The sequence below is a fragment of the Pseudomonas sp. OE 28.3 genome, assembly GCF_014268205.2.
Lineage (GTDB): Bacteria > Pseudomonadota > Gammaproteobacteria > Pseudomonadales > Pseudomonadaceae > Aquipseudomonas > Aquipseudomonas edaphica.
Genome location: NZ_CP077082.1, coordinates 2,709,850 through 2,725,325 on the forward strand (window position 1 = coordinate 2,709,850; position 15,476 = coordinate 2,725,325).

The 15,476-nt window shown below is 61.6% G+C and carries 12 protein-coding genes; 7 read left to right on the forward strand and 5 right to left on the reverse strand.

The window, feature by feature from the left end; translation table 11 throughout:
- Positions 1 to 25 precede the first annotated feature (25 nt).
- Both HU759_RS12435 and HU759_RS12440 read left to right on the forward strand, forming a co-directional pair.
- On the forward strand, positions 26 to 919 hold the full coding sequence (locus HU759_RS12435) for a LysR family transcriptional regulator (RefSeq protein ID WP_186618304.1): 894 nt from the start codon (positions 26 to 28) through the stop codon (positions 917 to 919).
- Positions 920 to 1,100: 181 nt separating this feature from the next.
- Positions 1,101 to 2,633: a sensor domain-containing diguanylate cyclase gene (locus HU759_RS12440; protein ID WP_186618302.1), complete on the forward strand. Its 1,533-nt coding sequence runs from the start codon at positions 1,101 to 1,103 to the stop codon at positions 2,631 to 2,633.
- Positions 2,634 to 2,662: 29 nt separating this feature from the next.
- On the opposite strand, the gene HU759_RS12445 is transcribed toward HU759_RS12440, so the two are convergent.
- Positions 2,663 to 4,078, reverse strand: coding sequence for a cytosine permease (locus HU759_RS12445; protein ID WP_017139661.1), 1,416 nt, complete (start codon positions 4,076 to 4,078; stop codon positions 2,663 to 2,665).
- A 250-nt stretch (positions 4,079 to 4,328) separates the two neighbouring features.
- Here HU759_RS12445 and HU759_RS12450 point away from each other — a divergent pair, with 250 nt between their 5' ends.
- Entirely contained in the window at positions 4,329 to 5,240 is a 912-nt protein-coding gene (locus tag HU759_RS12450) for a LysR substrate-binding domain-containing protein (RefSeq protein WP_010171799.1), read from the forward strand.
- Between the two features lie 1,174 nt (positions 5,241 to 6,414).
- Here HU759_RS12450 and argE read toward each other — a convergent pair.
- From argE to HU759_RS12470, 4 genes are read right to left on the reverse strand one after another with little or no spacing between them, the layout of a single operon-like run.
- Positions 6,415 to 7,560, reverse strand: a complete 1,146-nt coding sequence (gene argE, locus HU759_RS12455) for an acetylornithine deacetylase (protein WP_169988723.1) — start codon at positions 7,558 to 7,560, stop codon at positions 6,415 to 6,417.
- Positions 7,557 to 8,234 (reverse strand): DUF1028 domain-containing protein, encoded by a 678-nt coding sequence (locus tag HU759_RS12460; RefSeq protein ID WP_138453506.1) that lies wholly within the window; start codon positions 8,232 to 8,234, stop codon positions 7,557 to 7,559. The genes argE and HU759_RS12460 overlap by 4 nt, the downstream gene beginning before the upstream one ends.
- 10 nt (positions 8,235 to 8,244) lie before the next feature.
- The gene (locus HU759_RS12465; RefSeq protein ID WP_003207327.1) at positions 8,245 to 8,655 is read right to left on the reverse strand and encodes a RidA family protein; all 411 of its coding nucleotides are present in this window, start codon (positions 8,653 to 8,655) and stop codon (positions 8,245 to 8,247) included.
- Between the two features lie 23 nt (positions 8,656 to 8,678).
- Positions 8,679 to 9,968 carry an NAD(P)/FAD-dependent oxidoreductase gene (locus HU759_RS12470; RefSeq protein ID WP_186618430.1) on the reverse strand — a complete coding sequence of 430 codons (1,290 nt, stop codon included), beginning with the start codon at positions 9,966 to 9,968 and terminating at the stop codon, positions 8,679 to 8,681.
- A 195-nt stretch (positions 9,969 to 10,163) separates the two neighbouring features.
- On the opposite strand from HU759_RS12470, the gene HU759_RS12475 reads away from it, so the two are divergent.
- From HU759_RS12475 to HU759_RS12490, 4 genes are all read left to right on the forward strand, one after another.
- Positions 10,164 to 11,003, forward strand: a complete 840-nt coding sequence (locus tag HU759_RS12475) for a helix-turn-helix transcriptional regulator (protein WP_026013485.1) — start codon at positions 10,164 to 10,166, stop codon at positions 11,001 to 11,003.
- A gap of 45 nt (positions 11,004 to 11,048) precedes the next feature.
- Complete coding sequence (locus tag HU759_RS12480; RefSeq protein ID WP_186618429.1) at positions 11,049 to 12,431, forward strand: aspartate aminotransferase family protein; 1,383 nt, start codon at positions 11,049 to 11,051, stop codon at positions 12,429 to 12,431.
- A 121-nt stretch (positions 12,432 to 12,552) separates the two neighbouring features.
- On the forward strand, positions 12,553 to 13,932 hold the full coding sequence (locus tag HU759_RS12485) for an APC family permease (RefSeq protein WP_026013486.1): 1,380 nt from the start codon (positions 12,553 to 12,555) through the stop codon (positions 13,930 to 13,932).
- A gap of 39 nt (positions 13,933 to 13,971) precedes the next feature.
- A complete protein-coding gene (locus tag HU759_RS12490) occupies positions 13,972 to 15,462 on the forward strand; it encodes an aldehyde dehydrogenase (RefSeq protein ID WP_186618428.1) in 1,491 nt (496 codons plus the stop codon).
- The last annotated feature ends 14 nt before the right edge of the window (positions 15,463 to 15,476 follow it).

A 15,476-nucleotide genomic window follows, 5' to 3' on the forward strand; every position in this document is an offset into this window, starting at 1 on the left:
AATCACCTTTGCGTAAGAGGCACAAATGGACTTCAACGGCAGGTCAGGGGAGATGTTGGTGTTCGCCAGCGTGGCGCAGGAGGGCAGCCTGTCGGCGGCTGCGCGCGTGTTGGGGCTTACGCCGTCGGCGGTCAGCCGGATCATCGCGCGGGCCGAACAACGCCTTGGCACGCGGCTGCTGTTGCGCACCACGCGGGCGATCACCTTTACTGCCGAGGGCGAGGCGTTCCTGCGCGGGGCGCGGCGTATCCTGGTCGATATGGACGAGGTGGAAGAAGCGATTGCCGACCAGGGCGTGCCGAGGGGCCGGTTGCGGGTCAGCGCCGCCCTGGGCCATGGGCGCATGACGATCGTGCCCTTGGTGGCCGCCTTCAGTGCGCGCTACCCGAACATCGTGGTCGACCTGACCCTGGGCGACGAGGTGGTCGACATTCTTGGCGGCCAGGCCGATGTGGCGATACGCTTTGGCCATCTGCCCGACAGCCCGCTGACCGCGCGCAGGCTCGGCGAAACCGGCCAGGTGGTGGTGGCCTCGCCCGAGTACCTGCAGCGCCACGGCACCCCGCAGCAACCCGAAGACCTGCTGCGGCACAATTGCCTGCGCTTCAACTTCCGGCGTGCCGAACCCAACTGGCCGTTTATGCGCGACGGCCAAGCGTATTCCTTGAAGGTGAGCGGCAACATCGAATGCAGCAGTGGTGAGGCGCTGGCACAGCTTGCGCGTGTGGGCGCCGGTATTGCGCGTATCGGTGAGTTCACCGTCAGCGAAGACCTGCGGCGCGGCGAGTTGATACCGCTGCTGCAAGCCTGGAACCCCGGCGACGTTGAGCCGATTCACGCGGTGTTCGTCGGCGGCGCGGCGATGCCGGCGCGGGTGCGCTTGTTTGTGGACTTTTTGCTCGAGCATCATCAGCTGTAAGCGCCGGCTTGCGGGCACCGTGAGGCGCGGCAATATGAACCATTCTCGTCCACATAATCTGTTGCTGCGAAGGCTTGTAACTGCTTGTATCCTTGCCCGCGAATAAGGGCGAATGGCTGCCGCCGGTGCCCAGGTCCACTGTCCGCTGTTACGGAAAACCGTAGGTTCCAAAGGTAGCAATGTGAAGCGTGATACCCACCTGGTTGTGCTTTTGCTGGCCGTTATCGGTTGCTCCCTGGGGTCATTGACGGTCTGGAAGGTGTTTGCCTCTCGAGATCGCGCCCTGCAGGAGGTGGACGTCCATGGCCTGAACCTTACCCAGGCGCTGTCGACTTATTCCGAAGGCATCGTGCGCCAAAGTGCGCTGCTGTTGCTCGGGCTGGTCGAGCGTCTGGAAACCGAAGGCAGCGGCCCGGTGCAGATTCAGCGGCTGAGTACATTGATCAACCGCCAGCAGCCGCTGATGCCTCAGCTCAGTGGTGTCACGATCTACGATAAACAGGGGCACTGGTTGATGTCCTCCAACCGGCCGATTCCTGCGGGCGCCAACAGCACAGACCGTGCCTATTTCATTCATCACCGTGACGATCCTTCCCACGAGATCTTTATCGGCCCGCCGATTATCAGCCGGTCGAATCAGGAATGGGTGATGACCATCAGCCGGCGTTTCAATGATTCGCAGGGTGATTTTGCCGGTGTTGTGGCGGTGACCTTAGGCATCGAAAACTTCCTGCGCTTGTTTGGCAAGATCGATGTCGGGCAGGACGGCGCGATTGGCTTGTCCCACACAGACGGTACGTTGCTGGCTCGCTATCCGTTTCGCGAGCAGGACATGGGGCGCAACTTTTCCAAGTCGCCCATCTATGTGAAGTACCTGGTTGATCAGTCAGTCGGCACCGCCTCATTTACCTCCAGCCTGGACGGCGTGGAGCGGCTCTACGCCTTTCGCCAGAGCGACCGGCTGCCGCTGATCACCACGGTGGCAATCGGCAAGCACGAAGCCCTCGCCGCGTGGCGCACCGAGGCGCTCTTGTCGGCGGTGGTAGTGGCGGGGCTGCTGGGGCTTACCGGTCTTATCGGCTGGTTTTTGATCCTGGATATCCGTCGGCGCACCGAGGCTGAAGATCAGTTGCGTGAAACCCAGCGGCAGTTGCTCACCTCCAACGGGCAGCTTGAGTTGCTGGCGATGAAGGATGCGCTGACGGGTTTGGCAAACCGGCGCTGCTTTGATGAGAGCCTCGCCAGGGAGGCGCTGCGCGCCAAGCGTGAGGGCACGACGCTGGCATTGCTGATGATCGATATCGACTATTTCAAGCGCTTTAACGACGCTTACGGGCATGTGGCAGGGGACGCATGCCTGCAGACGGTGGGCAGAATCTTCGAGGCGTGCGTAAGGCGGCCGTTAGACCTGGTGGCGCGGTATGGCGGCGAGGAGATGGGCATCATCATGCCGGACACCGACGCTGACGGCGCCGCCGTGGTGGCCCAGCTTATTCTCGACCTGTTGAAGCAAGAGAACATCGTGCACAGCACCAGCCCGTTCGGGCGGCTGACGGCAAGCATCGGCATTGCGACGGCCACCGGGGTTCAGTTGGAGGACTTGCAAGGGTTGGTGGAGGTGGCGGATCAGGCGTTGTACAGCGCCAAGGCGGCGGGTCGTAACCAGTGTGTGGCGGGGGCTGGTGACTGGGGTTCACCATTGAACCCCAGTTGAACGGGGCCAGCCCGCTTCAGTCGGTTTGCTTAAACCCCGCTCACCAATTTCCCGCCGTCCATCCGGCGCTTATAAGCACTGTCTCGACTGGCCAGCCAGAAGTACAGCGGTGACGTTACCACCAGCCCCACCACCCAGGACAAATCCGCGCCATTGATGTGCTCGGAAATCGGCCCTACATACAGCGGCGTGTTCATAAACGGAATCTGCACTGCAATCCCGATCGCATAGGCCAGCAGCGCCTGTGGGTTGTACTTGCCATAAATCCCGCCATCCACGCGAAAGATCGAGGCAATGTCGTACTTGCCTTTGTGAATCGCGTAGAAGTCGATCAGGTTGATCGCCGTCCACGGCACCAGCACCACCAGCAGCACCAGCACCATGTCGACGAAGTGGCCGATGAAGTCTTTGGAGGCGAACACGGCAGCAATGGCGCACGCGGCCAGCACCAGGGTGGAGATCACTGCGCGGCTTTTGGCGGTGGGGATCCAGCGGTAGGCGAAGGTCTGGATCAGGGTAATGATCGACAACACCGCGCCATACAAATTGAGGGCGTTGTGGCTGATCACGCTGAGCAAGAACAGCACCAGCATCAACGGGCCGATGGCGCCGGTGGCGAGTTTTACTGCGTCCATGGTGTCCATGCCCACCGGAGTGGCAAGCACGGCGACGGCGCCGAAGATAAAGGCCAGGCTGGAGCCGAGGGCGGAGCCCAGGTAGGTGGTCCAGAAGGTCGACGCCACAGGCACGTCAGCCGGCAGGTAGCGCGAGTAGTCGGACACGTAGGGCGCAAAAGCAATCTGCCACAACGCCGCCAGGGATACGGTGGCCAGCCAGCCGGAGATGTTGAAGCTGCCACGGGTCAGGAAGTCGGTGGTCTGCACATGGGTGAAGATGTAGCCAAAACCCAGCACGATGCCGGCGCCGAGCACCCAGGTGCCGATGCGGTTGAGCACGTGGATAAAGCGGTAACCGATGATGCCGATGATGCCGGAACCAATGGCGCCGATCACGATGCCGACGGGCACGGGCACGCTGTCGACCACGCCGTGCAGGGATTTACCCGCCAGCACGATGTTGGAGGCGAAAAAGCCGATGTACATGACGCCGGCGATCACCACCACCAGCAGGGCACCCAAGGAGCCGAACTGCGCGCGGCTCTGGATCATTTGCGGGATGCCCATTTGCGGGCCTTGGGCCGAGTGCAGCGCCATCAGCACGCCGCCGACCAGGTGGCCAACCAGGATGGCGACGATGCCCCACACCAGGTTCAAGTGGAACAATTGCACGCCCAGCGCGCCGGTAACGATCGGCAACGGCGCGATGTTGCCGCCGAACCACAGGGTGAACAGGTCTCTTACCTTTCCATGGCGGTCTTCGGGGGGCACGTATCCGATCGTGTGTTTTTCGATAAGCGGGGCGGAGGATGTTGCAGTGGTGACCATGACGAACTCCAAGGCAAGGTGAGTACGTTGACGTACTTCGCTGTGCGCAGCGTGGGCGGCGCTTTGTTGTTGGAGTGATCATCTGCAATGGGCGCAGGGAGGTAAATTAGTAAGTTTGTTGCTATAGACCTTAAAAAATATAGCTCACCGGAATTTTTGCTCCGGTATGTTGCATGGTCTTGAATCAGTGTGAAAAAGCCGATTTTTACGCACTTGTTTGGGGCGAAGTCCCACGTTTCTGGAGGTCCCGATGGCTGCCTATAACCTGCGCCAGCTCAGATATTTTGTCACCACGGCCGAGTGCGGCAGCGTTGCCGAGGCATCGCGCAAGCTGTATATCGCCCAGCCCTCGGTGTCGACCGCGATCAAGCAGCTGGAGGACAGCTTTGGTGTGCAGCTGTTTATCCGTCATCACGCCCAGGGCGTTTCACTCACCCCCAGCGGCGCGCGCTTTTATCGCAAGGCGCTGGAGTTGCTACGGGTAGCCCATGAGTTCGAGCAAAACGCCCTGGCCGACAATGATGTGGTGGCGGGGCAGATCGATATCGGCTGCTTTGAGACGGTGGCACCGTTGTATTTGCCGCGCTTGATCGCGGGGTTCAAGGCGCTGTGGCCTGGGGTGGAAATCCGCATTCGCGACGGCGAGCAGCAAGAGCTGGTGCAGGCGCTGACGGCCGGCAGTATCGATGTGGCGATGCTGTTTGAGCATGACCTGGGCGGCACCATCGAAACCACGCCATTGATGCCGCCGCAGCAACCGTATGCGTTGTTGCCGGCCGATCACCGCTTTGCGCAGCAGGCCAAGGTGTCGCTGGCGGACCTGGTGCTGGAACCGATGATTTTGCTCGATGTGCTGCCGAGCCGGACCTACTTCGTGAGCATCTTTGAAGAACGCGGGTTAACGCCGAATATCGTGTTCAGCTCGCCGTCCATCGAGATGGTGCGCGGCATGGTAGGGCGCGGGTTTGGCTTTTCGATTCTGGTGACCAAGCCGTTTACCGAGTACACCTACGACGGGCAGAAAGTGGTGTGTGTGCCGTTGGCGGAAACGGTCACCGGTTCAGGATTATCCGCCGTCTGGTTGCGACGGGCACCGTTGACCAAACCGGTGCAGCTGTTTGTGGATTACTGCCGCGAAGAACTCGCAAGACTCCTTGGCTGAATACCTTCTGATAAACACTGAAAATCACCTGTGGGAGCTGGCTTGCCTGCGATAGCGGTGGGCCAGCTGAGAATGTGCCACCTGATACACCGCCATCGCGGGTAAGCCCGGCTCCCACAGGTTGTGCGGTGCTTGGACTGGAACACAGGGCAAAAAATGTGGGAGCTGGCTTGCCTGCGATAGCGGTGGGCCAGCTGAGAATGGGCCACCTGATACACCGCCATCGCGGGCAAGCCCGGCTCCCACAGGTTGTGCGGTGCCTGGACTGGAACACAGGGCAAAAAATGTGGGAGCTGGCTTGCCTGCGTTAGCGGTGGGCCAGCTGCAAATGTGCCACCTGATACACCGCCATCGCGGGCAAGCCCGGCTCCCACAGGTTGTGCGGTGCCTGGACTGGAACACAGGGCAAAACATGTGGGAGCTGGCTTGCCTGCGATAGCGGTGGGCCAGCTGCAAATGTGCCACCTGATACACCGCCATCGCGGGCAAGCCCGGCTCCCACAGGTTGTGCGGTGCCTGGACTGGAACACAGGGCAAAAAATGTGGGAGCTGGCTTGCCTGCGATAGCGGTGGGCCAGCTGCAAATGTGCCACCTGATACACCGCCATCGCGGGCAAGCCCGGCTCCCACAGGTTGTGCGGTGCCTGGACTGGAACACAGGGCAAAAAATGTGGGAGCTGGCTTGCCTGCGATAGCGGTGGGCCAGCTGCAAATGTGCCACCTGATACACCGCCATCGCGGGCAAGCCCGGCTCCCACAGGTTGTGCGGTGCCTGGACTGGAACACAGGGCAAAAAATGTGGGAGCTGGCTTGCCTGCGATAGCGGTGGGCCAGCTGCAAATGTGCCACCTGATACACCGCCATCGCGGGCAAGCCCGGCTCCCACAGGTTGTGCGGTGCCTGGACTGGAACACAGGGCAAAAAATGTGGGAGCTGGCTTGCCTGCGATAGCGGTGGGCCAGCTGCAAATGTGCCACCTGATACACCGCCATCGCGGGCAAGCCCGGCTCCCACAGGTTGTGCGGTGCCTGGACTGGAACACAGGGCAAAAAATGTGGGAGCTGGCTTGCCTGCGATAGCGGTGGGCCAGCTGCAAATGTGCCATCTGATACACCGCCATCGCGGGCAAGCCCGGCTCCCACAGTTGAACTGTGGTGTTTGGTAGGGAGGTGGCTTAGGCGCGGATTGAGTCGAGCATGCGCGCCAGCATGGCATCACACCCAGCCAACTGTTCGAGGCTCACAAACTCATCCGGCTTATGCCCCTGGTCCATGCTCCCCGGCCCGCACACCACCGTGGGTATGCCCACCGCATCAAACAACCCACCTTCGGTGCCAAACGCCACGGTGCCGAAGTCCCGCGAACCACTGAACGCTGCGATCAACTCCGCTGCCTGGCTGCGCTCGTCGGTGACTAATCCCGGATATGCCGAAAGCTCAGTAAACCGAATCGCGCTCTGTTTACTCACGGCCTGCATACGCGGCAACACCTGCTGCATGGCATAGGCTTGCAACTCCTCAGCCACTTCACCCGGGTCCATCGACGGCAATGCGCGCACTTCAAAATCAAAGCGGCAGTCGGCAGGCACGATATTCAAGGCCTTGCCGCCCGTAATCACGCCGGTCTGCACCGTGCTGAACGGCGGGTCAAACCGCGGGTCCTGCTGCTCGCGCAGCCGCTGGCCAATGCGCCCCAGTTCGCCAATCAACTCGGCGGCATGCTCAATCGCATTCACCCCATAGGGCGCATACGCCGAATGGCACGCCTCGCCATGCACATCACAACGCATCGCCAGTTTGCCCTTGTGGCCGAGCACCGGTTTCAGTTCGGTCGGCTCACCGATAATGCACAGCATCGGTTTCACCGGCCGCTGCTCCAGCACTGCGAGCAACGAGCGCACGCCCAGGCAGCCGACTTCTTCGTCGTAAGACAGGGCGATATGCACCGGGATACGCAAGTTGGCTTTCACCAACGCTGGCACCAACGCCAGCACACAGGCGATATAACCCTTCATATCCGCCGTGCCGCGGCCAAACAGCTTGCCGTCGCGCTCGGTCAGCGCAAACGGCGGCACAGTCCACGGTTGGCCGTCCACCGGCACCACGTCGGTGTGCCCCGACAGCACAATGCCCGGCAAATGCGCCGGGCCGATACTGGCGAACAGGTTGGCCTTGCTGCGTTCCTTGTTGTAGACCAGTTCGCTGGCCACGCCGTAACCCGTCAGGTAATCGCGCACAAATTCGATCAGCAACAGGTTGGACTCGCGGCTGGTGGTATCAAAGCCCACCAGCGTCTGCAGCAGTTCGCGGCTGCGGCTCATCGCTCGTCTCCGGCCACGCCGTAGCCCGGCGAGCGGTCGGGGGCGAGGGCGCGGTCGATGTAGTCCTGCACTTGCGGGCGGTAGGCATCCCAGAGCTTTTGCAGTTCGGCGATGGGCTGTTCATCGGCCCAGTCCACGCGCAGGTTGATGATCGGCCAGGTCAGTTCGCCCACCACCACCAGCGCGGCGGAATGCACCGGCCCGGCTTCGCCACCGGCGTTGATGGCGGCGTGCATCGCCGCCAGCAGTCGATCGGCGAGCTGGCCTTCGCCGTGTTCGAAGGCATGCACCATCGCTTCGATTACTGCGCGGTCGGCGAGCATATTGCCCGCCGCCACACACTGTTCGCCCGACACGGCATTGTGGGTGCCGAGGGTTTCGCTGCCACTGAAATGCACACTGCGGCCCAGGTGATCAATCGCCGTCAGTTGTCGGTATTGGCTGTAGCCGTTGCTCGTCAGGGCTTTGTCGACGGCGGCCGCAGGATCGAGGCCTTGTTCCAGCAGGTCGAGCACGTCCGGGCCGAGGGCCGGCAACGTGATGTTCTGGGTCGACACTGCGCCCACGCCGGGCCGCAGCCATGGGCAGCGGGCGCCCACGGCGATGCTCGAGGAGCTGATGGCGATGCCCAGTTGGCCGGTGTCCGCGCAACGGGCGACGATTGAAAAGGTCATGGACAGCTCCTTATTCGGGGATCACGGCAATCACATCAATTTCCATCAGCCACTGTGGCTGGCCCAGGGCCGACACCACCAGCCCGGTAGAGATCGGGAACACGCCTTTGAGCCACTTGCCGACTTCCTGGTACACCGGCTCACGGTAGCGCGGGTCGATCAGATAGGTGGTGGTCTTGACGATATGGCTCAGGTCGGAGCCGGCCTCTTCGAGCAGTTGCTTGACGTTTTTCATCGCTTGCTCGGCCTGGGCACGCGGGTCGCCAAGGCCAATCAGGTTGCCGTCGAAATCGGTGCCGACCTGGCCGCGCACATATACGGTGTTGCCGGCACGCACGGCCTGGCACAGGTCGTTGTCGAGGCTCTGGTTAGGGTAGGTTTCCTTGGTGTTGAACATGCGGATGCGAGTGTGAGTAGGCATCAAAAAAACTCCGAAAAAAGTGCTCAGGCTATGACAGGCGACTTGTGAAAAACCGGTGCGGCTTCGCGGTACTCAAGGTATTGGCGCTGGATGGCGATGTGGTCGGCCACGTATTTGGCGTCATGCCACACGCCCCAGATAAACGACGAGCCCCGGCGCGACTGCCACGGCAAACCCAGGAAGTAGATGCCCGACTCACTGGCCACACCGCGCTGGTGCTGCGGCTTGCCGGCGGCGTCAAACGCATTGACTTTCAGCCAGCTGTAATCCACGGCAAACCCGGTGGCCCAGATGATCGAGGTGATACCGGCCTTGGCCAGGTCCAGCTCCAGGATCGGGTTTTTGATGCACTCGGCATCCGGGAATACGCGGCGCGCTTGGGGCTCCACGGGCAAGTCGAGGCCGTTGCGCTCGATGTAGGCGTCCGCCGCATCCAGCAAAGCCAGGTAGTTCTCGTCGCCACGGGCCAGGTTTTCAACCAGGTTGGCTTGGAAGCGCGCGACGTTGCCGTCGAAGGCTTGGGTGAGGCCGACCAGGGTCATGCCTTGCTGGGCGAGCTCACGAAAATCGATGGTCTTGCCGCCGTGGGCGCCGCTTACGGCAATGGTCACGTGCTCGCGACCGGGTTTCATCGCGGCCTGGTCCCACTCACCCAACACGCCCAGCCACCAGCAGAAGTCGCGGTTGCGATAGGCGCGTGGCGGGCGGTCGTGGGCACCGACCGACAGGTACACCTGGCGCCCGGAACGCTGCAGCTCATCGGCAATTTGCACGCCGGATGAACCGGCGCCCACCACCAGCACGGCGCCGGCGGGCAGTTGTGCGGGGTTGCGGTAGTCGGCGGAGTGGATCTGGTGCAGCGCGCTGTCTTCAGGCGCGATGGCCGGGATCACCGGCTTCTGGAACGGCCCCGTGGCGGCGACTACACGGTTGGCTTCGATCACGCCTTCGCTGGTGTGCACGGTAAAGCCTGGGCGGCCCACGTTACGCACCACAGAGGTCACGTCCACGCCGGTGCGGATCGGTGCATTGAACTTGCGGGCATAGGCTTCGAAGTAATCGGCCACGCGCTCTTTTGGCGCAAAACCATCGGCGGCAACGTCATCAAATTCCAGGCCGGGGAAGCGGTCATGCCAGGCCGGGCCGTTGGCGACCAGCGAATCCCAGCGCCCGGTGCGCCAGCGCTCGGCGATACGGCTGCGCTCCAGCACCAGGTGCGGCACGCCTTGCTTGCTCAGGTGCTCGCTCATGGCCACACCGGCCTGGCCGGCTCCCACTACCAATGTGTCTGTTTTTGTTATGGCTTGAGTCATGTGTCTGTCCTTGCGTAATGCAGTTGGATTCAGCTTGGGCATGGCTTCAAGGCTAGGGGGAGGGCGTTTTTTAATAAAATATTATTAAGCTTTGGAGTGAGCATAAATATCGGATGCAAGCTCACCCTATCGGGTGATTTCGAGGACTGAGCGGGTGTGTGACCATCCTTGCAGTTCTTTGAGCGAGGCTTCGACGTGGAAAACGACCGGCTTTCTTCTGCGCAATGGTTCGAACAGATGGCCCTGGTGACCGATAACATCGGGCAATCGGGGTTCGCTGCCGCCTTGTTCGATGCGCTCGGGTGTGTGCAGCCGATACAGGCCACGACGCTGTATTTTTACCCGCGTGGCGGCATGCCCAGTGCACTGTTCGAGCTGGATGGGCCGTGGTTGCCGCAAGGCAATGTGCGCCAGTACCTGTCGGGCTTTTACTTGCTCGACCCGTTTTACGACGCCTGTGTGGAAGGCGTCAGTTCAGGCTGCTATGCCTTGGCCGACGTTGCGCCTGACCACTTCGAATTGAGCGAATACTTCCAGTCGTTCTACCGCCACTCTCAGCTCGAAGACGAGCTCAATTACATCCTGCAGTCGAGCAAAGGCTCCAGCCTGGCGGTGTCCCTGGCGTTTACGCAAAAGCTCGACGCCGCCACCATCGCGCAATTCAAGCGCATAACCCCTTGGGTACTGGCCGTGCTGGGCAAACATTTTGTCGGCCTGGATGCCCACGGCGCACGCTTCGAAAACCTGCTGGAGCAACGTATTCACGCGGCATTGAACAACTTCGGCTCGTCGATCCTGACCGAGCGTGAATGCCGCATTGCCCAACTCATTTTGCGTGGGCACTCCACCCGCTCGCTGGCCGAGCGCCTTGAGGTGGCGGAAGACACCATCAAGTCCCATCGCAAACACATCTACACCAAGCTCGATATCGGCGCGCAGTCGGAACTGTTTGCGTTGTTTATCGACTCGCTCGCCGAAGCCCAGGGCGTGCTGAGCAAAGACCCGCTTGAAAGTTACATGAGCAAGCACCGCTGAGCGGCTTGCCAGCCCTTGCGTCACGACCAATAAGAGAGAAAAGCCATGAATCTACACGCCCAAATCAACCGTCGCACCGAGGATTACCAGCAGTCTGATGCGGCCCACCATATCCATGGGTTTGTCGACCAGAAGGCGCTGAATGCCGAAGGCCCGCGTGTGATGGTGCGCGGCGAAGGCTTGTACCTGTGGGACAGCGAAGGCAAGCGTTACCTGGACGGCATGTCCGGCCTGTGGTGTACCCAGCTCGGTTATGGCCGCCGCGACCTGACTGCCGCCGCCGCCGCGCAGATGGACCAGCTGGCGTACTACAACATGTTCTTTCACACCACCCACCCGGCGGTGATCGAGCTGTCGGAGCTGCTCTTCAGCCTGTTGCCGGGGCACTACAGCCATGTGATCTACACCAACTCCGGCTCCGAGGCCAATGAGGTGTTGATCCGTACCGTGCGCCGTTACTGGCAAGTGGTAGGCCAGCCGCAGAAGAAAATCATGATCGGCCGCTGGAACGGCTATCACGGGTCAACGCTTGCGGCCTCTGCGTTGGGCGGCATGAAGTTCATGCACGACATGGGCGGCATGATTCCCGACGTCGCGCACATCGACGAGCCGTATTGGTTTGCCCATGGCGGCGAGCTGACACCGGCCGAATTTGGTCGTCGTTGCGCGCTGCAATTGGAAGAAAAGATTCTGGAATTGGGCGCCGAAAATGTCGCCGGTTTTATCGCCGAGCCGTTCCAGGGTGCGGGCGGCATGATCTTCCCACCAGAAAGCTACTGGCCTGAAATCCAGCGCATTTGCCGCCAATACGATGTGCTGCTGTGCGCCGATGAGGTGATTGGTGGCTTTGGCCGTACCGGTGAATGGTTCGCCCATCAGCACTTCGGCTTCGAGCCCGACACCTTGTCGATCGCCAAGGGCCTGACCTCGGGCTACCTGCCGATGGGCGGCCTGGTGCTGAGCAAACGCATCGCCGAGGCGCTGGTGGAGCAGGGCGGTGTGTTCGCCCACGGGCTGACCTATTCCGGCCACCCGGTGGCGGCGGCGGTGGCGCTGGCCAACCTCAAGGCGCTGCGCGATGAAGGCATCGTGCGCCAGGTCAAGGACGACACCGGGCCGTACTTGCAGCAACTGCTGCACGACGTGTTCGGCAACCACCCAATGATCGGTGAGATCCAGGGCACAGGCCTGCTCGGGGCGTTGCAGTTCGTCGAAGACAAGGCCACGCGCAAACGCTTTGCCAACGAAAACGACCTGGCCTGGCAGTGCCGCACCTTTGGCTTTGAAGAGGGCGTGATCATCCGCTCGACCCTGGGCCGCATGATCATGGCGCCGGCCCTGGTGGCCACGCGCGCAGAGCTGGATGAGCTGGTCGACAAGACCCGCATTGCGGTAGACCGCACCGCACGGATCGCGGGAAAACTCTGAAGTGACCTGCCCACCACCCTCAGGCGCGGGGTGGCGGGCAATCTCCATCAGACACGGCTTGAACGGCAGCGAGGTTATCGACTGCCGCGATGGCCCGCATCCCTCTTTCCAGGAGTCACCCATGAATACAATAACAAGCGTGGCCGAAACTCCCTCCCATCACACCTCAACCAAAGCCGCTTCAACGCGGCGCTTTCGCCAGCCGCTGGGGCTGGTCGGGCTGGTGCTGTTCGGCCTGGCCTACATGGTGCCGCTGGCGGTCTTTACCACCTACGGGCTGGTCACGCAGATGACCAAGGGGCACTTGCCGACCGCCTATATGCTGACTCTGGCGGCCATGCTACTGACCGCCTACAGCTATGGTCGCATGGTCCAGGCGCATCCGTTTTCCGGCTCGGTCTATTCCTATACACGCAAGGCGTTTGGTGCGTACTTCGGTTTTATCGCCGGCTGGACCTTGCTGCTCGACTACATCTTTTTGCCGCTGCTCAGTTACCTGCTGATCGGCATCTACATGTCCGAGTACTTCCCGGCGGTGCCGACATTTGTGTGGGTGCTCGGCTCGATTGCGCTGGTAACCACGCTGAACCTGGTCGGTATCGAGTCCATCACGCGGGTCAACTGGATCCTGATCGTGGCCCAGTTGGTGTTCATCGTGGTGTTCGTGGCGCTGTCGGTGCACAACCTCAGCGGTCAGCCGGCGCCCGTTTCGCTGCTGGCGCCATTCCATCATGAAGGCTTCAGCGCACCCTTGATCATGGCCGGTGCGGCGGTGCTGTGCTTGTCGTTCCTGGGCTTCGATGCGGTGTCGACCATGGCCGAGGAAACCCCCAACCCGCGTCGCACCATTCCACTGGCGATCATGGTGGTGTCGTTGTTCGGCGGCTTGTTGTTTTTGCTGGTGTCGTATTTCGCGCAAATGGTCTTCCCGGAATGGAACACGTTCGCCGACCCGGATTCGGCGTCGGTGGATGTGATGCGCCGGGTCGGTGGCGAGCTGTTGGTGACGGCGTTTACCGCCACTTATGTGGCCGGCTGTTTCGCCTCGGCGATGGTCTCCCAGGCCAGTGTGTCGCGGGTGTTGTTTGCCATGGGCCGCGACGGCGCGCTGCCCCGCGTGCTCGGCAAGCTGGTGACGACAAAACGCGTGCCGGCCACCGCGATTGTGCTGGTCAGCCTGTTCTCGCTGATTGCGCTGTTTATCACCCTGGACACGGTGGCCAACATGATCAGCTTTGGCGCGCTGTTCGCGTTCTCGGCGGTGAACCTGGCGGTAATCAAGCATTACGTGGTCGACCAGCAGTTACGCGGCACCCGTAATTACCTGCTGTACGCCGCGCTGCCGGCGTTGGGGTTCCTCAGCACGGTCTGGCTGTGGACCAGCCTGTCGAGCTTGTCCTTCACCATCGGCCTGTGCTGGATGGGGGTTGGCCTTATTTGTTTGCTGGGGATCACGCGCGGCTTGCGCGTGAAGATGCCTGAACTGCAGATCGCGGAATAAAACCTTCGCCTGTCCATCGACCTTCATTGGGAGTACACCGTGTTCGACCTTCATTACTGGCAACAACGCGTTGCCCGCCAGACCTTTATCGACACCGCCTTGATCGGTGGTCGGCCCGTGAGCGCAGCCAGCGGGGCGACTTTTGATGCAATCAACCCTGCCACCCACCAGCTGCTGGCGCGTGTGGCCGCCTGTGGTGACGCAGAAGTAGACCTGGCCGTGCGCAGTGCCCGACAGGCCTTCGACACCGGCCCTTGGCGGCGTATGCCGCCGGTTGAGCGCAAGAAAATCCTGATCAGGCTCTCCGAGTTGCTGATGACCCATCGCGAAGAGCTGGCCCTCCTGGATTCGCTGAACATGGGCAAGCCGGTGATGGACGCCTACAACATTGATGTGCCCGGCGCCGCGAATGTATTTGCCTGGTACGGCGAGGCGCTGGACAAGCTTTACGATCAAGTCGCGCCCACCGCGCACAACGCACTGGCGACCATCACCCGTGAAGCATTGGGCGTTGTTGCGGCGGTGGTGCCGTGGAATTTCCCACTCGACATGGCGGCCTGGAAGCTCGCACCGGCGTTGGCAGCCGGTAACAGCGTGGTGCTCAAACCCGCCGAGCAGTCACCCTTTTCGGCCCTGCGCCTGGCCCAACTGGCCCTGGAAGCGGGTATCCCGGAAGGTGTTTTGAATGTGGTGCCGGGCCTCGGCGAAAGTGCCGGCAAGGCGTTGGGCCTGCACCCTGATGTGGATTGCCTGGTGTTCACCGGCTCCACGCAGGTCGGCAAGTATTTTATGCAGTACTCGGCGCAGTCCAACTTGAAGCAGGTGTGGCTGGAGTGTGGCGGCAAGAGCGCGAACCTGGTGTTTGACGACTGCCAGGACCTGGACCTGGCGGCCGAGAAAGCGGCCTTCGGGATTTTTTTCAACCAGGGCGAAGTGTGCTCGGCCAACTCGCGACTGTATGTGCAACGCTCCATCCATGATGAATTTGTCGAGCGTGTGATTGCCAAGGCGCGTGCGTGGATGCCGGGTGATCCGCTGGACCCTGGCAGCGCTGCCGGTGCCATTGTCGACAGTGAGCAAACCGCCCGCATCATGAGGGCGATCAATCAGGCCCAGGGCGAGGGCGCCAAGCTGCTGGCGGGTGGCGAGCAAGTGAGCATTAATGGCTCCTCCAACTTCATCCAGCCGACGATTTTTGCTGAGGTGACCGGCCACATGCAGCTCTCGCGCGATGAAGTGTTTGGCCCGGTGTTGGCGATCAGCGCCTTTGACACTGAAGAGCAAGCGGTGCAACAAGCCAATGACAGCGTCTATGGGCTGGCGGCCTCGGTCTGGAGTGATGGCCTCAATCGCGCGCATCGGGTGGCGCGAGCGTTGAATGTCGGCACGGTGTCGGTCAACACTGTCGACGCCCTGGATGTCGCGGTGCCGTTCGGGGGTGGCAAGCAGTCCGGGTTCGGGCGTGACCTGTCGCTGCACTCATTCGACAAGTACACGCAGCTGAAAACCACCTGGTTTGCGCTGCGATAGCCGAAGCGGTCAGC